This window comes from Arthrobacter sp. NPDC058288 (genome assembly GCF_042880995.1).
In the GTDB taxonomy this organism is placed as follows: domain Bacteria; phylum Actinomycetota; class Actinomycetes; order Actinomycetales; family Micrococcaceae; genus Arthrobacter.
In genome coordinates this window covers 878,515-899,536 of record NZ_JBHVYH010000001.1, presented here as the reverse complement: position 1 = coordinate 899,536, position 21,022 = coordinate 878,515, and the positions used below count along the sequence as shown (strand labels likewise).

The window sequence follows — 21,022 nt, the reverse complement described above, 5'->3', positions numbered from 1 at the left end:
ACAGCAAGGCTTGAACCCTACGGCTGGATGGCGGCATGGCCTTTCACCTCCAGTGCCTCCCGGGGACCGATCAGGCCGATTACGGGCAACGGGGCCCTGATTCTCACTTCGAGGGCCCGGATGCCTTGGTACGTCACTTCGGAGGTGCTCACATCCTGGGCGAAGTCGGCATTGAGCGCCATTCCGATCAGCTCGCTCGTCCGGTCCCTGGCATCAGCCGCACTCCGGTCGGCGAGCGTGCCGTACCGCGCGCCCGACGCTGCAGCGTCGATCAGCGTGTTGCGGACGTGCAGCACGAGCGTCAGCTGGATCACAGCCAGGAAGAGCATCGTGAGGAGCCCGCCCACCAGGACGAAATCCACAACGGCAGAGCCACGTTCCCTCACGGATTTGTCATCGCATCTGATCGGCTTTTCCGCCGCCCGGCAGGGCGCATCGTCCCCCGCCCGGACCCCTGAGGGCATGTGCTAGTTTCCGACCTTGTCCATGGCCTGATTGAACAACCCCTCCAGTGCGGGTCCGGCCAAGGCCAGCAGGGCGGCCACCAGCACTGCCGACATGAGGGTGATCATCACCCAGCCCGGCACATCCCCTCTTTCCGGATGGTCCGCGCTTCGATGCAGCTTCCCGCCGCCACTGCCGGTGAACGCCGCCGTTGACCGGAGCAACAGTGAGGTCGAGTGGATCACGGCCAGGACGCGCATTCCGAGGTGTTTCATCGTGCTTCCATTCTGTAGTTCGGGCTGGTCTTGTCCCGGCAGTCCGGGTCGTCTGGATTCGGTCATAGTCCGAGGCTGATGGCGGCGAGTCCGGGGAACACTGCAAAGATGACGGTCAGCGGCAGGACACCAAAGACCAGCGGTAACAATATCGAGATAAGATCTCTTCATGAAAGCCGGAATTTACGCCCGAATCAGCCAGGACGCTGATGGCACCTCACTTGGTGTTCATCGACAGGTTGACGACTGCACCCTAGAGGCCCGTCGGCGGGGGTGGGATATTGTTGATCGCTTTGTCGACAATGACGTGTCGGCGACTCGAAGCAAGCACCGCCCTCAGTACGCCCGGATGATCGATGCCGTTACTGGCGGGGAGATAGATGCCCTGATCGTCTGGGACGTGGATCGGCTCACCCGGACGCCACGGGAACTCGAAGACATCATTGATCTCGCCGACCGGTACAAACTGCAACTGGCGAACGTGGGCGGCGACATCGACCTGTCCACGCCCCAGGGACGGATGACAGCCCGCATCAAGGGCACCGTTGCACGGCACGAAACGGACCAGCAGTCCCGAAGGCTGAAGCGGAAGTTCGAGGAAAAGGCTCTCAAAGGCGAACCTCATGGATTCACCCCGTACGGCTTCCTCCGGGTCCGTGACGAGAGCGGCGCGACGCGGGACGTTCGGAATCCGGAACAGGCGCCTGTCGTGGCCGAGGCCGCTACCCGTTTCATCGATGGCGAGTCCCTGCGCGGTATTTGTGCGGACTTCAACGCCCGAGGCATTCATGGTCCCCGTGCGGAGAAGTGGAACACCACCGTGTTGCGGCAGATCCTTCAGCGGGCCACGAATGCGGGTCTGCGCACCCATCGCGGAGTCGTCGTTGGACCTGCCAACGTCGAACCCATCTATGACGAGGACACACACCATCAACTGAAGGCCATGTTTGATGATCCGACGCGCAAGAACAGCTACGTCGGCAATACGCCGGTTCATCTGCTCACCAGCATCGCGATCTGCGGGTTGTGCGGATCCACGATGCGACGACTCCGGGGCATCGTCAACGGCACAGGAAAGCAACAGCCGCCCGCATACGGCTGTAAGTCCTGCTTCAAGATCCGCCGGAAGCAATCGCTGGTTGACGCGGTCGTGACGGAACATGTTCTGGCTCGCTTGGAACAACCCGACGCCTTGGCCGCAATTGCCGCCGGTGACCCGGGGCGCGTGAAAGCGGCTGAAGACCAGGCACGGGCGTTGGAAGCCCGGTTGGCGACTGCATCCGATCAGTTCGCAGATGGGATCATCGACGGAACGCAACTGGCACGCATCAGTGCGAAGCTTCGTCCGCAGATAGACGAGGCACGGCAGGTCGTTACCCGCGCGCTCCCCCATTCGAGCCTTGCCGCATTCACTGGACCCGGTGCTGCCCAACGCTGGGCAGCGGCACCCCTCGAACAACAGCGGGCCGTGATACAGGCCCTCATGACGGTGACGATTCTCCCTGCTGGCATTGGTAAGGGACGGGACGAGAGTCTGATCCGCGTCGAGTGGAAGACCGGGAACTGATGCCGTACCACCGCGAAAATCAGCTAACGCACCGCAGTTTCGGATACGTGATTGCACGATTCGTCTGCGCGGAGTGCAACCGGGAACTAGCCCATGCCAGACAGTACGCGGACGGTTCGAGGCATGTGCTCATTCCTGATCCCTCACGCAGGAACCGCGTCCTCATGAAAAATGCACCAAACCGGTCCAAGCTGTATTTCGCACAAGCGCTGGCAGAAATACCCGCAGACGCAACTACGACCAATCTGCGGTGCCCAAAGCATCGGGGACGGATATTCAACACTCAGGCCCTGTTGACAGCGATGGTCGAGGGTAGGCCCACCAAGCCTGTGATCCTGCGGGCCTAAGCGGGCCGGTTGCAGCCCAAGCCGGGGCAAGCTAGTGTCTGGCCTAACTGATAGCCCGGGCATGGTGCCTGCCGCGTGAGATTGGGTCCACGCAACTCCTAAGGGGTTGCGCTGTGTCCAAATACGCACATTCGAAGGCCAAAATCGGCGGGCTTGCTCTGCACCGACCCGCCGACGATCCAGAACTCGTCGAAGCCCGGCGGCAATACAAGGCCGATCTCCTCGCCGACCGCATCACGGAAGCGCTGGAGTCCTGGCCTCCCCTCACGCCGGCCCAGCGGGAAGAAATGGCCCGACTGCTTACGGACGGTGCCAAGTGAGCGGGGCCGTCTCCGGAACGGACTGCCGCGAGTTCTGCGGACAGGCGTCCGATACGGATCTGTCCGAAGCGCAGAGGCGCCGGATAAGGGCGTCCGCGAAACAGTCCGCGATGGCTGCGCCGCCCCTGTCGGATGAGCAGAAGCGTTTTCTCGCCACCGTGCTTGGAGGTCGAGGATGACCATGACCGAGGCAAAGGAAAACCGCTCCGAGGGACTACGGAGCGGCTCCAACGATCTTGGGGGATCTGCACCCGAGTCTAGCGGACATGCGCACGCGGCACCCATGACCTGGGAGGCGTACGAGCAAGCCAGCGCAGTGCTGATGCGGCGACGGAAACGCTACCGGACAGAGATGGAAGGGCTGGACCCCGGCTCTGCCCGGTGGCGGGAACTGCTGGCGCTGAGCCTTGAGATGACCGATATCCGCGCCGAGATGCTGGAACAGACCATGCGGCCAGGGGATGGAGCATGAGCGCGCCGGAGGAAGACTACTTCGCCCGGATCCCGGAGTTTGTGCTCTACAACTGCTCGCCAAGCGCTCAGAAGGTCTACGGCGTCCTCGACCGCGCGATTGAGCGCGACGAACAGCACCCCGACTACGGCACGGTATCGGCCTATTCGCTGAGGGATCTTGCCGAAGTTGCTGGCATGTCCAAGCGCACGGTGGAGACAGCGATCAACCACTTAGTGGAGCACAGGGCGATCACTGTAGTCGCCGGAGACAGGAACCGGCACAACAGGTACCGCCTGCATCGGTCGGACCCAAGGGTTGTGGATAAACCTGCGAAGCGGCACTTTAGAGGATCAAAAATTGCCCCACCTGCGGATCAGGGTGGGGAAGAAATTAGCCCACGCGTGGGGGAAAAATTACCCCACGCTGGGGTAAAAAGTAGCCCACGCGTGGGGCAAAAATTAGCCCCGTATTTAAGAGAGAAGAGAGATAGAGAAGGGAGAGGGGAAACCGGGGGTCCAGTAGCGGACGAAACGCTGGCTTCCATGGGGGCCGAGGTTCCCACCCTCCCAGATGCTCCATCGGCTCCGACAGCTGTCACCCCTGGGACGCCCCTGGCTTTCCCGGAGCAGTGCAACCAGCACCAGCACGGACCACACACTGACCCATGCCGCGCATGCGGCAACGCCAAGAAGCATCACCGGGCAGCCGGGGCCGATCAGGAACGAGTGGCCAAGGACGAGGCCCGGAAGGCAGCAGAAGCCGCCTCCGAGACGCACAAGGAGGCGCACAGGCGGCGCATGGCCGAGATCCGCCAATGCGCCCTGTGCGACACCTATGGATACCTGAACGGTCGACTCTGCTACCACGACCCCTCCGCCGAGGAACGCACCGCTCGTGGTGTCGCCAAGGCACGCGCGGCCCTCCGGGGCACGACCCAGCAAGAAGAACCGGCATACCAGAACAACAACGAAGGACGACGCCCATGACGCATGACCGGACCGACGATGCAAACACCGAGCGACTGCAACGGCTGAGGATCACCCCGTCGCTGATCCCCTCGACCGCGACCATCCCCTCACCCGAGGAATGCATACCAGCATGGGCAGAGACGACCAGCGGAGATTGGCATGCAGACCGCTATCAGTACACCCACATGCTGGCCATCACTTCCCTGACAGAACGCTTCACGGCAATGGTGCATCAAAACGAGTGCTTCTACCACGATGGACGCCACACGGTAGATGAACCCCTGGTCTACTACGACGCCCGGCGGCCTGAGAGCACCATGATCCCCGGGGATCTGGAGAACGAACTCTACGACGCCAACGACGCCGTAGAACTCGGGAACCTGATCGCCACAGCAGGCCGTAAGTGCCTCGAGATCACCCAGGCATCCACGCGGCAAAGAGAACAGCTTGAAGCAATGTCATGACACCTGCCCGGGGGTCAACGTCGCAGATGGGCGCAGACCAGGAACGCGAGTACTGGCGGCTCCTACGGGCAGTCGATGCCCTCGGGAACCGGATCCCGTGCCGCAACCCTGAGTACACCGCCGATGCCGATTGGCTCTCTGACGACGGCACCGTGGCCCAGCAGACAGCCGCCGTCCTGTGCATCGGATGCCCCGCGCTGTTCATGTGCCGCAAGTACTCGAGGACGTGGGCAGAGGCAGGCGGGACATGGGCCGCTGAAACGTCACTGGACCGGAGGAATCTACGGGCACTGCGGCGCCGAGGGAAGCCGCCGTGACCGCTGGAAGCCCGGAGAAGCCCCGGAGAAGCGGGAGATCCCGTTTCCCCGGGTCACCGCCCCGGATCCCCTGCAAGCCCCGGAGATCGGGCACCACAGGGCCGCCATCGACACCGGCCTGGAGGGAGGGGGAGTCCAGATCTTGAACACCCATCCCCCAGGACACCGGCGGGGTAGTCTTCCGGCCGCTCACTCAGAATGCATACTCCCCTTGCACCCCCCCCCTTCGGAGGACCCATGAACATGCGCCTGTGCGCCTTTGCGCCGTGCTCGGCGCCGCTGACCGGCAGAAGTCCGCTCGCGCATTACTGCTGTCGCCGTCACAAGGAAGCCGCCCGGCGTCACCGCAGGGCGCTGCGTGACGTTCATTGGCTCTGCGACGTTTGCGGCGCCCTGTACCTCGGCACGCCTCCCACTTGCCCCGCCCACACTTCACGATAGGAACCACGCCATGGACCACAACGAGATCCCGCAGCCCAACAAGCAGCAGATTGACAGTGCCCGCGACGCTGTGACCCTTGCCCGTCTCGTGCTGGAAGGTCAGCGGAGCGACGCGGCCCACATGATCGAGTCACTGCTCAGTGATCCTCCGTCCATCCCCGGGGTGCTGTACGGGCTGTGCGGCCTGATCCGGCACGCTCTGCCGCAGGACGTTGACCCGGAGATCTTGTTCCAGACCGCCTACAAGCCCAGGGACGCTGTGACCCTGGCCCGTTTTGTGCTGGCCGACGACCTGGAGGACGCGGCTGACATGATCCAGGAGATCCTGTTCATGGATGCCCGGTCGATCGTCGGCATCATGGACGGACTCTGCGGCTTGATCGCGTACGCCCTGCCCCAGGACCAGGACGCGGGGGTGTTCTTCCAGTCGGCCTACGCCATGCTGGACAGCGTTGGCGACGACTGTTAATTTTGGAGCATCGGTCCGCGCCGACGCTCTAACTCCATCGAGGCCCCGCCGGCCTCCCGGGGTCCGCCTGAGTGAATCAGCCAGCGCCACATATTGACCGCGTAGAAGCCGTCTCCCTAACGCAAGGGAGCCCAACGTTTCCGCGTGTCATTGGCGATCCACGTTTGATGCACAAAGGCACCCCTGCGCCTGCTGTGGCGTGCCGGATTGGAGCACCCCATGTCCACACTCCGACAGAAGCGCCGTGCCCTCGTCGCTGAGGTCCGGTATATCGGTGAGAAGGCCACGCTCGACGGTCGCGACTTCACCGCAGAGGAAGTGGAACGCGTAACTGCCAACAAGGCCGAAGTGGAGAAGCTCGACGACGCCATCGAGAGGGCCGAAGGCACCCGCGACACCATCAAGGCCGCCTTCAGCGGCGAGATCATGGATGCGAACGGTGACGAGAGCCTCCACGGCACCAAGGGCGTCCCCGTGGGCGGAACTCCCGAGTCGCCGATGGCCAAGGCCATGATCCGGGCCGTCGGCGAGAAGCCCGGTGGCATGAAGTCCGTCACGGTCACTGCCGGATCCGTCTCCGTGAACGCGAACCTCGGTATCGTGCCGATGACGCGCTACCCGTTCCTGCTCCAGAACATCGTCACCTTCGCCCCGCAGGACGGCACGGACTCCCAGGGCGTCGCGGCCGACTCCGTGAGCTACCTCGAGCAGACCGACCGCACCCTCGCCGCCGCCGCCGTCGAACGCGGCGCACCGAAGCAGGAATCGGCTCTGGCGTTCGACCGGGCGAACCAAGCGTTCGCAACCCTGGCCCACGTCATCACCGTTCCGAACCAGTGGCTCTCGGACGGCGGCGTGAAGTTCCAGCAGTTGATCCAGGACGAGATGCTCTACGGCCTCGCACTGGCCACGGACGACCTGCTCCTGAGCGACACCACGGACGAGAACGGCGGCACCCTGCACGGCCTCCTGACCAAGACCGGCGTCGGCGAAACCGACTTCACCACGGACGCTGTGCTGACTGTCCGTGCAGCCCTGGGGTCACTGGAGGATCAGGGCATCCTCCCGTCCCATGTGGCCATGTCCCCGGCGACGTGGCGTGCGATCGAGACGATGAGGCTGACGGACAACTCGTACCTGCTCCCGGACCGCCCGGCAGGTTCCGGCCAACGGACGCTGTGGAACACCAAGGTAGCTCTGGTCAACGGCATGGCCGCTAACACGGCGATCGCCGGAGACTTCACGAGCAACAGCATCGGCGTCGTCACACGCGGCCCGGTGACGCTCCAGTGGAACCCCTACTCCAAGGACACCACGAACGAGACGATCCTCCGCGTGGAAGGCCGGTTCACACCGGTCATCACCCGCCCAGGGGCGTTCACCGTGGCGGCACTGGCGGCCGCATAAGACCGGAACCCGTTCCCGTTGCCAGCGGTGGTCCGGGAACGGGTTCCCACCACTTCCGGGGATCAGTCCGGGCGGGGCACCCGGCGTTTCCTGGGCCGGTTGGCGTCCCATTCGTCGATGGTCTTCTCTGACCAGCCGGGAAACCCGTCACCCCACGTAATGTCCCTGGGCGGCAGCTTGTACTTGCGCAGAGTGTCGCCCTTCAACCCGAGGCGATCCGCGAACTGCGGTAGGGACAGGTAATGCGGTACTTCGCGTCCGGGGATGATCTCTTCCGGCATCGCCGTCCTCTCTGTGGTGGTGGTGCTCAGGCGATTCTCCATCCTTCCCCGGCAGGTGACCACAGCCGTCCGGTACCGTCCCCTGTCCGGCAGGAAACCGCCCCCCGGCTCAGGGATTCCCCGTCCTGCCCGAGATCCGGGCGGAGATCGGCACGCAGGGCCGCTCGATGTATCGCACTTTGTGGCATGCCAAGGGCCAGGACAAACGTCCTGGCCCTTGTTCTCAGTTGCTCCGGGTTACTTCTTCACGGCCCACACGTCGCCGTACTCGTGTCCGGCCTTGTTGTCCTTCCAGCCGTCCTCCCAGTCTTGGGTGAACTTGCTGTCCGCGTGGCGCTTGGCGTATCCGGCGGATGCCTTGCCGTGGTCCTTGTTGAACAGCGGGGAGAGGTAGCTGTTCCAGCCCATCTTGTAGTGGTTCTTCCTCTGGGTGATCAGGTCACGGATCTGCTTCACTTCCTCGCGCGGCATGTCCTTGGTGATCTTCGCTTGCAGGGCGGCGATCGAGGCGGGCTTGCCGCCACGGCGGGATGCCTTGGCCTCTGCGGCGGGATCTGCGGCCGCCGGGGCAGTCACCTCGGCGGTGGGGCCTTCTGCGCTCTCCGGGGCTTCTGCGGCCTCGGGCTTGTCCCCATCGGCGTCCGTGGTCCACTTCGCGGCACCTGACTGCTTGTCGGTGTATCCGGCGCGGAACCATCCGAGGGTGCCGACGGCATCGGATACCGGGGTGGCCTTGATGAAGCTGGCCGTGGCGGATTCCTCGGTCTTGGCCTGAGAGGCCCATCCCTTGTTGTAGGCGGCCTTGGCTTCCGGACTGAGGGTGCTGGTTGTGGGCATGACTGACTCCTTGGTGGTGGTGGGTGGGTCGGAGGAGGCCTACCTTATGCCCGACTACTCGGGTATAGCAATACCCAATTTTTCCCCACGACAGGAGCCTCTTTCGTGGCCAGGGTGGCGGGATATCCCGCCACCCTGGGGCCCTTGGGAGTGCTACTGGTTCAGCATCCTTGCATCCTGCTGGAGATCCCTGAACTGGCAGGTCTCGGTACGCGTGACGAGACTGCCATCAGCGACCTTGCTGACCGAGCGAACACGCACCTCCCATGCGATCTCCTTTCGCAACAGGTCGACCTGCGCTACGTCACCGAGGAAGTCGATGGAAACAACGTCATAGGGCTTGTCCGGGACCCCGGTGAAGTGCTTCTTGCTGCTGGCCGCGACCGCTCGAAGCTGCGCTTCACAGGCGCTCTTGACCTTGGAAACCGTGGCGGCATCAACTGACACGACCGGCTCGGCGCTCGGAGTGTACTGATACGGGTTCGCCTTGGGCTTTGCCATGTTGACGCTGCAACTGACGATGATGCCGATCATCAGGATCAGCACGACACCCAACGCCCAAAGTGCGCATCCGCCGCAGCCCGATTTTGTCTTTGGCTGCTCTCCCGCAGCCTCTCCCCCAGGTTCACTCATGGGACACAATCTAATCTGGATTGAGGTGATTCGCCCTCATCCCTCGCCGCAAGGGCGCCGGTTTTCCCCAGGCAAAGCGAAAGATCTTTAGTCGATTATGTTTGGCACCATCATGGCGATCTCTTTCTTTCCGGCCGATTCCATCAGGTCGCGTTTGGCGGTATCACGGACATCCTGTGCTTGGGCGCGAAGGACGTCTGCCAGAGGTGTTCCCCGTTCGACTGCCACGATAATCCCGTCAACGAACCGCACGAGGGGGCCCAAGTCGGTCCGTGCCGAGAACCGCTGCAGCGCTTCGACGAGCGGCTTCCCGGCCCGGGTTTCACAAAGTACCAGCTCAAATTCCCGGGCGAGTTCGCCGTGTGAGCTGCGGCAGACCCGGTCCAGCGCACCCGTGGCGCTTTCTCCCGCACTGACGGCGAGTGCCATCAGCTCGGCGAGGCTTGGGAACTCGGCCATCATGAGCTTTTCACGCCTCCTGATCTGGGCGCCCAGCCAGTAATCCCTAAAAAGGAACCCTCCGAGGGCGCTGCCCAGAACGGCGACGACAGCAAGGAAAGGATTGAACTGTCCTGATGCGGCACCGACCAGAATCAGGCCTGTGCCGAGGACAAATCCCAGCACTGCCCAGAGCAGTTGCTCGGCCCTGAAGTCGACGACAGACTTGCGCACCCCTGCCTGGGCCAGCCTGCGGCTCAACGCCGATGAGCCCAGGTTAAAACGCGTCAGGACCGAGAGCCCGTCCTTCAGCAGCGGACGCAGTATGCGCTCCAGCGGCCCGAACGGAGTGAGGTTGTCCGTGGAGGCCAACAGCAGCTTGGACTCCAGGTTCTGCGACTTCAGTTGCGGTTCGATGCGTTCGGCAAAACTCATTGGCCTCATGAACGGCAACCGCACAACCAGGAGCCAAAGTCCGGCTCCGAGCAGGAGCCCGCAAATCACGGCAACAGCGGAGGGCGACGTCATCTCAGGACCCGTTCGTCCTCGGGCAGCGCACCGATTCGCAACATGACGGAGTAGCAGATGGCGGAAACTACCAGCCCGCCGAGAAGCACAGCCGCCCCGGCCGCAGTGTTGTAGGCGACGACTGCTTCGGGCCGGGTGGCCAGCAGCACCATCACGATCCACGGCGCAGCCACCGCAAGCCGTGCCGCATTCACCGTCCAGGACTGCCGTGCCTCCAGCTCGCTTCTGGTTCGTGCGCTTTCCCTCAGGAATTCGCCCAGGGTTCCCAGCAGGCGGCCCAGGTCGGAGCCCCCGACCTCTCGCGTGAGCCTGAGGGCTTCGACAATACGGTCGGCGACGGGGTCTGCAAGCCTTTCCTTTAGCCTATTGAGGGCTGGATCGAACTGGCCGCCGGCCCGATAGTCGGCCCCAAAATCACGAAATACGTGCCGAAGCTCCTCGGGCCCCTTCTCACCCAGCTGGATCAGCGCCTCGGGAAGGGACAACCCTGCCCGGATGGCGGACCGAAGATGGTCAACAACATCAGGCCATAACTGGCGAAGGGTGGCCGTGCGTTTGCGGGCCCGCCATCTGACCACGGCCATGGGAAGCCATCCTCCAAACAGGCCGAAGCAGGCAGAGATAGGCCAGGACCTTGTGACAGCGAAGAACATGATACTCACGAATGCCGCCATGCCAAGACAGGTGGATACCAAGCCGAGCCCGGAGACGTTTTCAATCCCGGCCGCACGCAGCAGGTCCTGAAGCCGTCCGGGCCGCGGACGCTGCCTGGCGGACTTGGGTTGTTCCCAGGCCGACCACCACATGAGGAACAAACCGGCGCCTAAGAGCACCCCCAGCAGGGGTGCCACTAGCGGACCTCCAGCAGGGCTGCGACATCGAATCCCGAACTGGAAAACTTCTCGACGGCAGGCATGGAGTTGGCTTTGGGTTGCAACTGTCCGTCGGTCATCGCAAAAACCATGGACGATTCGATGATGCCGTTTTCGACGCGCCTCCCGAGTGACAGGATTTCCGTGACTTGGCGCAAGCCGTTCGCCTGCCGGCTGCAGTGGACCACCAAATCAATGCACGAGGCGACCGTCGGCACCACGAAAGCACTTGAGATGTTGTCGCCTGCCAGGAGCGGAAGGGTGCACAGCTTGGTGACGGCGTCATGTGCCGAGTTGGCGTGAACAGTGCACATGCCGGGAAGACCGGAATTAAGCGCGATCAACATGTCCAGGCTTTCCGCCTCACGCACTTCACCCACAACCAGGCGGTCCGGCCGCATCCTCAGGGCTTCCTTAACGAGCCTTCGCAGCGGGATCTCGCCCTCACCCTCGAGGTTTGGCTGCCGGCACTGCAATCCAACAACATCACGCAACGGAAACTGCAGTTCGAAGATTTCCTCGACCGTGATGACGCGTTCCCGTGCGCCAATGCTGGCAGCCAGGCAGTTCAGCATGGTGGTTTTGCCCGCCTGCGTCGCCCCCGAGACCAGGATATTTAGTCCGCTGGCTACGGCAGCGCCAAGGAACCGGGCCGCCTGCGGAGTCAGGGTGCCGAGCTCCACCAGATGTTCGAGCCGGCTCGCCTTGACGACGAATTTGCGGATGTTGACCGCCCAGTGACGCCGCGTCACATCGGGAATAACGACGTGCAGCCGGGATCCGTCCGGAAGGGCCGCGTCCACAAACGGCGACGACATATCCAGCCGGCGGCCCGAGCTTTTCAGCATGCGTTCCACGAGGTCCCGAACCTGCTGGTCCGAGAGACTCAGCGACGTGAGTTCGGATTCGCCGTTCCGTGCCACGTAGATTTCGGTGGGTGCGTTGAGCCAAATTTCCTCAATGGTGGGGTCATCCAGCAGCGGCTGCAACGCACCGAATCCGGCCACGGCGTCGTAAACATGCCGACGGGCGGACTCCAGCGGACCGATCGGCGGAAGCGGCCCCATCAGCGCGCGTTCGTCATAATCACTGACGGCCGCCTCGACAAGGCGCCTGACTTCGCCGGCCTCCCGCAGCGGGTCCAGACCGCGGCGCCGGATCAGCTCGCGAACCTCATCCTCCACGATTCGAACAGCATCCATGCGTTCCCCCAAACGACTGCCGCCCCTGGCTGAGGCAGTACGACTGCGTTAAAGCTAAGGGAGCATACACATGTCGGCCAAGTCACACGGGCGAAGCTGTGGATAAGCGGAGAAAACGCACCAGGTTTGATTCACATTAGTAACATCAGAATCACTAGTCGCTCCATGCACACTGGTGTTATGGTAGGCGCGTTAAGTCAGACATATCTCACAGTTCGGTACGTCCTGCGGGATTCAGCTGTAGATGCGACCTAGTGGCCTGCTCTTGGGAGCACGTCACTGTTCCGGAGCGAAAAATGAAGCCGACCCCAGTTCAACCCAAGCGTCGCTTAGTGAGAAATGCTGGGCCGCTGGTACTGGCGCTGGCGCTGCTGGCCGGACCGTTGGCGGGCACGTCGGGTGCAACGGAGCCTCAGCCGTCGCCGGCCCCCACAGGGACCACATCCACGGGCACAGCAACCGCAGCACCCGAAACCGCAACACCGAGCGCGCCCCCACCCGCGACGTCGCCATCGCCGACTGCACCGCCGTCGTCCGTCCAAGCCACCGCCCAGCCAGCCGAGCCGGTGCCCACAACAACAAGTTCGGCGCCTGTCGTTCCCCTGGACCCCACCTCCGATGCTGGCCGCGCCGCAATGGCAAAAGCCGCCGGCCAGGGCGGCGCGGAAATGGGACAGCGGTCCGCGCGCGTCGCAGGCACCACGCAACAAAACGGCACCCAACTGTTCACAACGCAGTCCTTGGAAACGCAGGGAACGTGGATGCCTACTTTCGGGGTGCAGGGCCTGGACGTCAGCGGCCACCAAACATCGGTTAACTGGCAGCAGCAGTGGAACATGGGCGCGCGCTTTGCGTATGTCAAAGCCAGCGAAGGCAACTACTACACGAATGAGTTGTTCGGCGCGCAGTACCAAGGTTCACGCAGCGTCGGAATGATCCGTGGCGCTTACCACTTCGCTATCCCCAACTGGTCCTCGGGAGCTGACCAGGCACGCTATTTCGTCCAGAACGGAGGCGGCTGGACTGCGGATGGCTACACCCTGCCGCCGGTCTTGGATTTCGAATTTAACCCCTATGAAGGCCGCACCATCGACGGGTTCTACTTCGGTAACACCTGCTACGGCATGTCCCCATCCCAGCTGACGGCCTGGGTCCGCGACTTCGGCAACACCATGCAGGCGCTCACCGGACGCCTGCCGGTCATTTATACCAACACCATGTGGTGGAAACAGTGCACCGGCGACGCCGCGGGATTCGGGAACTATCCCCTGTGGGTGGCCGCCTACCCGAGCTCTGCAACCAATGACGCCGGCGCCATCCCGTCCAGTTGGAGCAGCTACAGCATATGGCAGTACAGCAGCACGGGTCCCTTCGCAGGTGACTCCAACGTCTGGAACGGTACTTACCAGATGCTGCAGCGTTTTGCTACTTACTCCGACGGCTTTGGCTCGACGTTTGTCAAAGGCCCCACCAGCAGCACGATTTACCTGGTGAGCGGGAAGACCAAGTATCCCGTTCCGGACTGGGCCACCTACCAGCTCTACATGAACGTCAGTTCCCTGGACCAGGTCAGCCAGCAATATGTGGACTCGCTGGCAACCGGAAACCCCGTGGGCCGCTTCGCACGCAGCCCCGATGGCTCCATCTACCTCATTGACGGCGGACGCAAATACCATGTGCCAAGCTGCACGGTCATGTACGACTTCGGCGGCGGCAGCTGCACTGGCTGGGTCCCGCTGGCGGATAGCCAGCTTGCAGGGTATTCGGATAGCGGAATGCTGGCGAACGCCACCGTGTCGCCGACCGGAAAGCTGTTCTACGTGTCCGCCATGACAAAGCGGGAGTTCTTCGACGTTGCTTCACTCAGCCGTGCGGGCCTTTCCTCGGCAACCGTGAGCCTCAGCGACGCGGTAACGGCCACAATGCCGTACGCCAGCGCCGCACCAGTCGTACGCCCGGATGTCATCGTTGTGGACCGGATCAGCCGCCAGCCGTACATATTCACGGCCGGAAAACTCCTCGCGGTGCCGACGTCGGTTTATTCTGAAAATGTCTGGGCCAACGGGATCAATGCGGCGGCCCTGGATCCCCAGTCAATCGCGAAGCTGACACAAGGCGCTGCCTTCACCGGCTTCGCCTCGAATGAAGCCGGCTCCGCCCGCTACGTGATCGGGTCGAGTTACAAGTTTCCGATGACCGACACATCGCAATGGCCCGACACAACAGTGAAGTTTTCGGATGCGTTGCTGGATGCGATAGGGACCGGATCCGCCATTTCCAATCCGGCGTACATTAAGTCCTCATCGTCACCTGTTGTCTACCGGCGGGACAAATCGACTGCCAGGGAAGTCCCTGACATAGCCACTCTCACCCAGTTGGGAGTGGGCAAGATTCCCGTCATCTATTCTTTGACCCCAACGACGATGCGCACGCTGCCTAAAGGTCCGGCGATTCTGCCCTTGGCCAGGCTCACGGTGGGGGACGCGAGTCCGATGGTCTACCTGATCGACGGCCCTGACAAGATGCTGCAGCTGGAGGATTTCAGAATCACCAACAGCCTGGGCATCGGAGGCTACTCCCGGCTGCCACAATCAGCCCTGGCGCCCTACTCCTCCACGGCAACCGTCCAGCCCGTTATCCGCTGCGCCACGGACACCTATCTCGGCTACGGCGGCGGAATCTGGAAGCTTCCTGCTACGACGACCACGGCCCAGCTCCCGGCACGGACACTCGAAGCGTCCACCTGTATGGCTCTTCCCGCTGCGAGGGGCAACATCGACACCACGATCTTCGTCAAGGCGCTCGACTCCCCCACGGTCTACCTGATGGTCGACGGGACCAAGCGTCCGGTGGGCACCTGGACGCGCCTGGTCGAATTGAATAACGGCAGCAGTTCGCCCGTGATTGCCGAATACAGCCGCACCGCGCTTGATGCAGTTCCCATCGGAAGCCCTGCCTAACTCCATCGAAAAAGCCAATGGAATGAAAAAGGGCGGGTAACCGGAAAAATTCCGGTTACCCGCCCTTTGTGGTTCGATCAGCCCGCGCTTTGATCCAGCAATTCAAGCAGGTATTTACCGTAACCGCTCTTCACAAGCGGTTCCGCGCGCTCCTGCAGTTCGGCGTCGCTCAGGAAGCCCAACCGCCACGAGATTTCCTCGGGGCAGCCGATGGACAGGCCCTGACGCTTCTGCACAGTGTGGATGAATTCGGATGCTTCGTTCAGCGAATCGAAAGTTCCTGTGTCCAGCCAAGCCGTTCCCCGCGGGAGAATCTCCACCTGGAGCTTGCCCCGTTCGAGGTACACCCGGTTCACGTCCGTGATTTCCAGTTCTCCGCGAGGGGAAGGCTTCAGGTCCTTGGCGATCTGCACGACATCGTTGTCGTAGAAATACAGTCCAGGAACTGCGTAGTGGCTCTTGGGCTTGGCCGGCTTCTCCTCGAGCGAAATGGCCTTGCCCTCGGCATCGAATTCGACCACGCCGTACGCGGAGGGATCCGCAACCCAGTAACCAAACACCGCACCGCCGTCGATGTCCGAGAAGCGCCGCAGCTGCGTGCCCATCCCGCGGCCGTAGAAGATGTTGTCCCCCAGCACCAGGGCCACCGGTCCGTTGCCGATGTGCTCGGCGCCGAGGATGAAGGCCTGCGCCAGTCCGTCCGGTGAAGGTTGCTGCGCGTACGTAATATTCACGCCGAATTGCGAACCGTCGCCGAGCAGGCGCTGGAACTGGTCCGCGTCGTGGGGGGTGGTGATGATGAGGATGTCGCGGATGCCGGCAAGGATGAGTGTGGACAGCGGATAGTAGATCATCGGCTTGTCATAGACAGGCACCAGTTGCTTGCTGATGCCCAAGGTAATGGGATGGAGTCTTGAGCCGGTACCGCCGGCAAGGATAATTCCGCGCATGCAACCTATCTTTCCCTCTGATTCGAAGTCCAACCAAATCCGGTAACCTATGAAACTATGCAGCGACTTCTCGTAACCGGCGGCGCCGGATTCATCGGCTCGAATTTTGTCCATTATGTAATGGCCAACACGGACAACTATGTCACCGTATTGGACAAGCTCACCTACGCCGGAAACCGCGAGTCACTGAGGCACCTGCCCGAGGACCGTTTCGCCTTCGTGGAAGGCGACATCTCCGATCCCTCCGTCGTCGACCGGCTCGTGGCAGACCATGACGTCGTGGTCCACTACGCGGCCGAGTCCCACAACGACAACTCCCTGCACGACCCCCGCCCGTTCCTGGACACAAACATCATCGGCACCTACACGCTGATCGAAGCGGCCCGCAAGCACAACAAGCGCTTCCACCACATCTCCACCGACGAGGTCTACGGCGACCTGGAACTCGATGACCCCGAGCGGTTCACCGAAAACACCCCGTACAACCCGTCGAGCCCGTACTCCTCCACCAAGGCGGGTTCCGACCTCCTGGTCCGCGCCTGGGTGCGTTCCTTCGGGCTGCAGGCCACCATCAGCAACTGCTCGAACAACTACGGCCCCTACCAGCACGTGGAAAAGTTCATTCCCCGCCAGATCACCAACGTCATCGACGGCATCCGTCCCAAGCTCTACGGCAAGGGCGAAAACGTCCGCGACTGGATCCACGCCAACGACCACTCCTCGGCTGTCCTGGCGATCATCGAAAAAGGCATCATCGGTGAGACCTACCTGATCGGGGCCGACGGCGAAAAGAACAACAAGGAAGTCGTCGAACTCATCCTTGAGCACATGGGCCAGCCCCGCGACGCGTACGACCACGTCGTGGACCGCCCCGGCCACGACCTGCGCTACGCCATCGACTCCACCAAGCTCCGCACCGAACTCGGCTGGAAGCCGGAATTCTCCAACTTCGACGCCGGCATCGAGGACACCATCGCCTGGTACCGCAACAACGAGGACTGGTGGCGCCCGCAAAAGGCCGCCACCGAAGCCAAGTACAAGGAGCAGGGCCAATAAGCATGGAGTTTCAAAAGAAACTCGCAGGCGCGCAAACGCCGATTCCCGGCGTCGTTATCTATGACCTGCCGGTCTATGGCGACAACCGGGGCTGGTTCAAAGAGAACTGGCAGCGGGAAAAGATGGTTGCCGCCGGCCTGCCCGACTTCGGCCCTGTACAGAACAACATCTCCTTCAACGACAAAGCCGGAACAACCAGGGGGATCCACGCAGAGCCTTGGGACAAGTTCGTCTCTGTGGCCACAGGCCGGATCTTTGGCGCCTGGGTGGACCTCCGGGAGGGACCGTCCTTCGGGGCGGTCTTCACGGCGGAGCTCGACGCCAGCAAAGCGATCTTCATTCCCCGCGGTGTCGCCAACTCGTATCAGACGCTGGAGGACAACACCTCCTACGTCTATCTCGTCAACGACCACTGGTCACCGGACGCCGAATACACCTTCCTGAACCTTGCCGACGAAACAGTCGATATTCCCTGGCCTGTTCCCCTGTCGGAGGCCGAGGTCTCCGACAAGGATCTGGGCCACCCGCGCCTCGCCGACGTCAAACCCATGGGCCCCCGAAAGACGCTGGTCCTGGGCGCTGACGGTCAGCTGGGGCGCGCCCTGCGCAAGGCATACGACGGCGACGCCTCCGTCGAGTTCGCAGGCCGGCAGGACTTCGACCTCCTGGACCCGGCATCCTACACGGCACGGCACTGGGGCAACTACAGCACCATCATCAATGCCGCCGCCTACACCGCAGTGGACGCCGCCGAAACCGGGCCGGGACGTGAGGCCGCCTGGGCCATCAACGCCACCGCCGTCAGCCGGCTGGCCCGCATCGCGGCGGAACACTCCCTGACGCTGGTGCACGTCTCCAGCGACTACGTCTTCGACGGGACCCGCACCGAACACACTGAGGACGAACCGTTTACTCCCCTGGGCGTCTATGGGCAGAGCAAGGCCGCCGGCGACGCCATCGTCAGCACGGTCCCCCGTCACTACATCGTCCGGACCAGCTGGGTCATCGGAGAAGGTAACAACTTCGTCCGCACCATGGCAGGCCTGGCCGGACGCGGCGTCCAGCCCGCCGTCGTCGATGACCAGATCGGACGACTGACCTTCGCCACGGACATCGCCGACGGTATCAAACACCTGCTCGGATCCAACGCGCCGTTCGGAACGTACAACCTGAGCAACGACGGATCCCCCCAGTCCTGGGCGGAAATCGCCGCCGACGTCTACGAACTCAGCGGCGCGGAACGATCCGTTGTCTCCGGGGTCAGCACCGCCGAGTACTTCAAGGACAAGGCAGCCGCGCCGCGTCCGCTGAACAGCGTCCTGGACCTGGGGAAGATCAAGGCAACCGGATTCCGGCCACGGAACTCCAAGACCGCCCTGGCCCAGTACCTCAGCGCCAGCCAGGCAACTGTTTAGCGCCGCGGGGCGGAAAAGCCGGGTGCAGTCCCCACGGACTGCACCCGGCTTTTCCCACATATAGCTGCCGAAATTATGTTCTCTGACCCCTTCGACTATGGCCGGATAGGAACGGGGGTTTCTTCCGGAGCTGCCAGTTCAGGAGTGCGACGGCGTCGGGCCGCAACAAAGTCCAAGGCAGCCCACAACAGCGTTCCGCCCACGCCGACGGACCACAGCGCGACACCAGCTGCCCAGCCCGGGGGCGTAAAAGCGATTGACACCGTGTCTCCGGCGGCATCCGCGGGCACGTCGACGGCAAGCAGGAAACCATCGACCGGAGAGCCCATATCTCCTCCGCGGACTTGGTACCCGGGCCATGGCAGCCGTGCAAACGCAGCGCGGCCGCCGCCCGCCGGAACCTGGTCAACGCGAAGCGTAACCTCGGTGGCACTGCGCGCGGTTTCCGTCAATTTGGTGCCTGCCGACGTCCAGACGAGCCCGCCGGACGAGCCAACCGGAACGTCGCGGCTCCAAAGCGCAATCTCGCCATCGTCGCTGGCCTGGTGCCATCCCGCTGGGACGGATCGGACAGGGACTGCGTCCTGCCTTCCAATGTAGTTGTTTGAAGCTGCGGGCCGCTGATTTCCGTCAAACGACTTTTTCAGGATTTGAATGTTATCGATCCCCAGTTCGTCAACCAGCAGCATGCCCGTTTCCTCCCGTTGCTCGAAAAGGCGGTCCAGGAGTTCAGCGCACGTGCCGCCCAGGTAGCGCAGACACAGCGCCTTGTTGTACTGGGTGTGCCCGATCAACTGGTACCTGTTCAGGACCGACGCGGGGCTGAGGTACCAGGTGTTGGCCATCAGGGTCCTGGACCACGTCGACTCATCCTGCGGGTAATCGAGGGGATCCCCGACCACCAGAACCTCGCCGCGGACACCCGCCAGGACACTCTTGGGAATGGACGTATCAGCTGGCACCGCGGGATCAGAGAGCGGGCTCACGGCGGTTGTCCGGAACTGCAGCAGGGTGGTGCCAAACGTCACGCCGAGGCAGACCACGGCGACGGAGGAAGCCATGGAGAGTTTGTCCAGCCGCAGAGTGTTTCCCCGCATCCGCCACCACAGGACGCAGATGGCGGCTATGGCGAGGACACCGGCCAGGAAGATCGCCAGATAGCGGTCGGGATATTGGGCCCAGCCCCCGTAGACACCGAACGCAATGGCGCCCGTTGCACCCAGCAGAGAGAGCTTCGAAGGATGCTTGGCCAGAGCGTGGGAGAGCAACACAACGCACAGAAGGATGCAAACCAACGCCAGGTAAGGCATAAAGCGGGCCGGGTATCGGAGCGGGCCCACGGTCGAGGGCAGCAGCACAAACATCAGCGACAGCGCCGCGAAGAACAGTATGTCCCTGATCTGCGGTGCGTACGCCCGGATCCTCCGCCAGCTCAGGAACGCGACGAGCGGCAGGAACCAGGCTATATACAGCGCCGGCGCCGGTGCGGAGAAGCCGCCCCACCACCACGAAGGCATCATGGGGTAGGCAGTGGCGATGGTGGAACTCAGGAGACCGCTGAGGTCGGTTCCCATGAAGTCGTCGTTGGCGATGGCGGTTGTGCTTCGCGTTGTCACAGCCGCAGACAGGACGCCGGGAAGGTAAACCACGACGGCGACCAGGACCAGGCCGAACCCAATCGCCGCAGTGCGCCATGCCGTCCCCCATCGGCGTTTCAGCAGGGCGTCAACGCCCACGGCCAGCAGGACAAACCCCACCGCCACGGTTCCGGCGACGTACCCAATGGTGACAACGAGATAGCCTGCCAAGAAAGCCCAGAGCGGACTCCGCCGGCCTTCTGCGGCCATCTTCAGCAGCATCCAGAAATAGGGCACGACTGCCCACGCGATTTGCCCCGTAACCCACGAAGGGGCGTCAAAGAAAATGGTGAAGCCGTTCAAAGGCGAAGCAACCCCTGCCACCACTGCCAAGGCGGGCGGGACCTTGAACGATCTGCTCAACAAATAGCAGCCCACACCGCCGATGACCAAGAAGGCGATTTTAAGGCTGGTTGTTACTACAACGGCATCAGGCGCGAGGTAGACAATGACCCCAATGAGCATAACGAGGGGGTTCCAGGTTCCCCACTGCCCTTCGGCCGCATAGTTCCCGCTGGACCACACTTGGGGATTGAGGATCGGCACCGTGCCGGACAACAGCGACTGGCCCAGGTGATACCAAACTCCGTATGCACCGTTTTCGGTGTCGTCCCAAAAATAGAAGCGCGGCGTCCAGATCAGCGGAACCAGGCTCAGGAGCAGGACGCCAAGTGCCGTTAGGAGAACCCAAAATAGCGAACGCGCCGGTGCGTCTTCACTGTCGTGCATAATTCCCTGTC

22 protein-coding genes are annotated in these 21,022 nt (G+C 62.7%); 11 read left to right on the top strand and 11 right to left on the bottom strand.

The window, feature by feature from the left end; genetic code table 11:
- Positions 1 to 17: 17 nt before the first annotated feature.
- Together ACFVWT_RS04155 and ACFVWT_RS04150 are read right to left on the bottom strand one after the other, a co-directional pair.
- On the bottom strand, positions 18 to 329 hold the full coding sequence (locus ACFVWT_RS04155) for a TadE/TadG family type IV pilus assembly protein (protein WP_390247064.1): 312 nt from the start codon (positions 327 to 329) through the stop codon (positions 18 to 20).
- A gap of 138 nt (positions 330 to 467) precedes the next feature.
- Positions 468 to 719: a hypothetical protein gene (locus ACFVWT_RS04150; protein WP_390245488.1), complete on the bottom strand. Its 252-nt coding sequence runs from the start codon at positions 717 to 719 to the stop codon at positions 468 to 470.
- A 169-nt stretch (positions 720 to 888) separates the two neighbouring features.
- Between ACFVWT_RS04150 and ACFVWT_RS04145 the strand changes: the two genes are divergently transcribed.
- From ACFVWT_RS04145 to ACFVWT_RS04110, 8 genes are all read left to right on the top strand, one after another.
- Complete coding sequence (locus ACFVWT_RS04145; protein ID WP_390245486.1) at positions 889 to 2,286, top strand: recombinase family protein; 1,398 nt, start codon at positions 889 to 891, stop codon at positions 2,284 to 2,286.
- Positions 2,287 to 2,746: 460 nt separating this feature from the next.
- Positions 2,747 to 2,953 (top strand): hypothetical protein, encoded by a 207-nt coding sequence (locus ACFVWT_RS04140; protein WP_390245484.1) that lies wholly within the window; start codon positions 2,747 to 2,749, stop codon positions 2,951 to 2,953.
- 181 nt (positions 2,954 to 3,134) lie between these two features.
- Complete coding sequence (locus tag ACFVWT_RS04135; RefSeq protein WP_390245482.1) at positions 3,135 to 3,425, top strand: hypothetical protein; 291 nt, start codon at positions 3,135 to 3,137, stop codon at positions 3,423 to 3,425.
- Between the two features lie 707 nt (positions 3,426 to 4,132).
- Positions 4,133 to 4,393, top strand: a complete 261-nt coding sequence (locus tag ACFVWT_RS04130; protein WP_390245480.1) for a hypothetical protein — start codon at positions 4,133 to 4,135, stop codon at positions 4,391 to 4,393.
- Positions 4,394 to 4,560: 167 nt separating this feature from the next.
- Positions 4,561 to 4,839, top strand: coding sequence for a hypothetical protein (locus ACFVWT_RS04125; protein WP_390245478.1), 279 nt, complete (start codon positions 4,561 to 4,563; stop codon positions 4,837 to 4,839).
- On the top strand, positions 4,836 to 5,156 hold the full coding sequence (locus ACFVWT_RS04120) for a hypothetical protein (RefSeq protein WP_390245476.1): 321 nt from the start codon (positions 4,836 to 4,838) through the stop codon (positions 5,154 to 5,156). The genes ACFVWT_RS04125 and ACFVWT_RS04120 overlap by 4 nt, the downstream gene beginning before the upstream one ends.
- A 451-nt stretch (positions 5,157 to 5,607) precedes the next feature.
- Complete coding sequence (locus ACFVWT_RS04115) at positions 5,608 to 6,066, top strand: hypothetical protein (protein WP_390245474.1); 459 nt, start codon at positions 5,608 to 5,610, stop codon at positions 6,064 to 6,066.
- Positions 6,067 to 6,285: 219 nt separating this feature from the next.
- Positions 6,286 to 7,473: a phage major capsid protein gene (locus ACFVWT_RS04110; protein WP_390245472.1), complete on the top strand. Its 1,188-nt coding sequence runs from the start codon at positions 6,286 to 6,288 to the stop codon at positions 7,471 to 7,473.
- 62 nt (positions 7,474 to 7,535) lie between these two features.
- Here the strand turns inward: ACFVWT_RS04110 and ACFVWT_RS04105 are convergent, their stop codons facing one another.
- From ACFVWT_RS04105 to ACFVWT_RS04075, 7 genes are all read right to left on the bottom strand, one after another.
- Complete coding sequence (locus tag ACFVWT_RS04105) at positions 7,536 to 7,796, bottom strand: hypothetical protein (RefSeq protein WP_390245470.1); 261 nt, start codon at positions 7,794 to 7,796, stop codon at positions 7,536 to 7,538.
- Between the two features lie 195 nt (positions 7,797 to 7,991).
- Positions 7,992 to 8,591 carry a hypothetical protein gene (locus ACFVWT_RS04100; RefSeq protein WP_390245469.1) on the bottom strand — a complete coding sequence of 200 codons (600 nt, stop codon included), beginning with the start codon at positions 8,589 to 8,591 and terminating at the stop codon, positions 7,992 to 7,994.
- Positions 8,592 to 8,744: 153 nt separating this feature from the next.
- Positions 8,745 to 9,224: a hypothetical protein gene (locus ACFVWT_RS04095; protein ID WP_390245467.1), complete on the bottom strand. Its 480-nt coding sequence runs from the start codon at positions 9,222 to 9,224 to the stop codon at positions 8,745 to 8,747.
- Between the two features lie 87 nt (positions 9,225 to 9,311).
- Positions 9,312 to 10,190, bottom strand: coding sequence for a type II secretion system F family protein (locus ACFVWT_RS04090; RefSeq protein WP_390245465.1), 879 nt, complete (start codon positions 10,188 to 10,190; stop codon positions 9,312 to 9,314).
- Positions 10,187 to 11,041, bottom strand: coding sequence for a type II secretion system F family protein (locus tag ACFVWT_RS04085; RefSeq protein ID WP_390245463.1), 855 nt, complete (start codon positions 11,039 to 11,041; stop codon positions 10,187 to 10,189). Before ACFVWT_RS04085 ends, ACFVWT_RS04090 begins: the two co-directional genes overlap by 4 nt.
- Positions 11,041 to 12,264, bottom strand: a complete 1,224-nt coding sequence (locus ACFVWT_RS04080; RefSeq protein ID WP_390245461.1) for a CpaF family protein — start codon at positions 12,262 to 12,264, stop codon at positions 11,041 to 11,043. The genes ACFVWT_RS04085 and ACFVWT_RS04080 overlap by 1 nt, the downstream gene beginning before the upstream one ends.
- A gap of 412 nt (positions 12,265 to 12,676) precedes the next feature.
- On the bottom strand, positions 12,677 to 12,877 hold the full coding sequence (locus ACFVWT_RS04075; protein ID WP_390245459.1) for a hypothetical protein: 201 nt from the start codon (positions 12,875 to 12,877) through the stop codon (positions 12,677 to 12,679).
- Positions 12,878 to 13,025: 148 nt separating this feature from the next.
- Between ACFVWT_RS04075 and ACFVWT_RS04070 the strand changes: the two genes are divergently transcribed.
- Positions 13,026 to 15,224 (top strand): lysozyme, encoded by a 2,199-nt coding sequence (locus ACFVWT_RS04070; protein WP_390245457.1) that lies wholly within the window; start codon positions 13,026 to 13,028, stop codon positions 15,222 to 15,224.
- A gap of 77 nt (positions 15,225 to 15,301) precedes the next feature.
- On the opposite strand, the gene rfbA is transcribed toward ACFVWT_RS04070, so the two are convergent.
- Positions 15,302 to 16,174, bottom strand: a complete 873-nt coding sequence (gene rfbA / locus ACFVWT_RS04065; RefSeq protein WP_390245455.1) for a glucose-1-phosphate thymidylyltransferase RfbA — start codon at positions 16,172 to 16,174, stop codon at positions 15,302 to 15,304.
- A gap of 57 nt (positions 16,175 to 16,231) precedes the next feature.
- On the opposite strand from rfbA, the gene rfbB reads away from it, so the two are divergent.
- Both rfbB and ACFVWT_RS04055 read left to right on the top strand, forming a co-directional pair.
- Complete coding sequence (gene rfbB / locus ACFVWT_RS04060; RefSeq protein WP_390245453.1) at positions 16,232 to 17,230, top strand: dTDP-glucose 4,6-dehydratase; 999 nt, start codon at positions 16,232 to 16,234, stop codon at positions 17,228 to 17,230.
- Positions 17,227 to 18,645 (top strand): sugar nucleotide-binding protein, encoded by a 1,419-nt coding sequence (locus ACFVWT_RS04055; protein WP_390247062.1) that lies wholly within the window; start codon positions 17,227 to 17,229, stop codon positions 18,643 to 18,645. The genes rfbB and ACFVWT_RS04055 overlap by 4 nt, the downstream gene beginning before the upstream one ends.
- Before the next feature lie 95 nt (positions 18,646 to 18,740).
- On the opposite strand, the gene ACFVWT_RS04050 is transcribed toward ACFVWT_RS04055, so the two are convergent.
- A complete protein-coding gene (locus ACFVWT_RS04050) occupies positions 18,741 to 21,011 on the bottom strand; it encodes a hypothetical protein (protein WP_390245451.1) in 2,271 nt (756 codons plus the stop codon).
- Between the last annotated feature and the right edge of the window lie 11 nt (positions 21,012 to 21,022).

Excerpts from the sequence above, each read along its gene's own strand:
- ACFVWT_RS04105 (WP_390245470.1), bottom strand. The coding sequence starts at position 7,796 with ATGGAGAATCGCCTGAGCACCACCACCACAGAGAGGACGGCGATGCCG.
- ACFVWT_RS04100 (WP_390245469.1), bottom strand. The coding sequence starts at position 8,591 with ATGCCCACAACCAGCACCCTCAGTCCGGAAGCCAAGGCCGCCTACAAC.
- rfbB (WP_390245453.1), top strand. The coding sequence starts at position 16,232 with ATGCAGCGACTTCTCGTAACCGGCGGCGCCGGATTCATCGGCTCGAAT.
- ACFVWT_RS04115 (WP_390245474.1), top strand. The coding sequence starts at position 5,608 with ATGGACCACAACGAGATCCCGCAGCCCAACAAGCAGCAGATTGACAGT.
- ACFVWT_RS04135 (WP_390245482.1), top strand. The coding sequence starts at position 3,135 with ATGACCGAGGCAAAGGAAAACCGCTCCGAGGGACTACGGAGCGGCTCC.
- ACFVWT_RS04080 (WP_390245461.1), bottom strand. The coding sequence starts at position 12,264 with ATGGATGCTGTTCGAATCGTGGAGGATGAGGTTCGCGAGCTGATCCGG.
- ACFVWT_RS04120 (WP_390245476.1), top strand. The coding sequence starts at position 4,836 with ATGACACCTGCCCGGGGGTCAACGTCGCAGATGGGCGCAGACCAGGAA.
- ACFVWT_RS04145 (WP_390245486.1), top strand. The coding sequence starts at position 889 with ATGAAAGCCGGAATTTACGCCCGAATCAGCCAGGACGCTGATGGCACC.
- ACFVWT_RS04150 (WP_390245488.1), bottom strand. The coding sequence starts at position 719 with ATGAAACACCTCGGAATGCGCGTCCTGGCCGTGATCCACTCGACCTCA.
- ACFVWT_RS04050 (WP_390245451.1), bottom strand. The coding sequence starts at position 21,011 with ATGCACGACAGTGAAGACGCACCGGCGCGTTCGCTATTTTGGGTTCTC.
- ACFVWT_RS04125 (WP_390245478.1), top strand. The coding sequence starts at position 4,561 with ATGCTGGCCATCACTTCCCTGACAGAACGCTTCACGGCAATGGTGCAT.
- ACFVWT_RS04110 (WP_390245472.1), top strand. The coding sequence starts at position 6,286 with ATGTCCACACTCCGACAGAAGCGCCGTGCCCTCGTCGCTGAGGTCCGG.
- rfbA (WP_390245455.1), bottom strand. The coding sequence starts at position 16,174 with ATGCGCGGAATTATCCTTGCCGGCGGTACCGGCTCAAGACTCCATCCC.
- ACFVWT_RS04155 (WP_390247064.1), bottom strand. The coding sequence starts at position 329 with ATGCTCTTCCTGGCTGTGATCCAGCTGACGCTCGTGCTGCACGTCCGC.
- ACFVWT_RS04090 (WP_390245465.1), bottom strand. The coding sequence starts at position 10,190 with ATGACGTCGCCCTCCGCTGTTGCCGTGATTTGCGGGCTCCTGCTCGGA.
- ACFVWT_RS04070 (WP_390245457.1), top strand. The coding sequence starts at position 13,026 with ATGCCTACTTTCGGGGTGCAGGGCCTGGACGTCAGCGGCCACCAAACA.
- ACFVWT_RS04095 (WP_390245467.1), bottom strand. The coding sequence starts at position 9,224 with ATGAGTGAACCTGGGGGAGAGGCTGCGGGAGAGCAGCCAAAGACAAAA.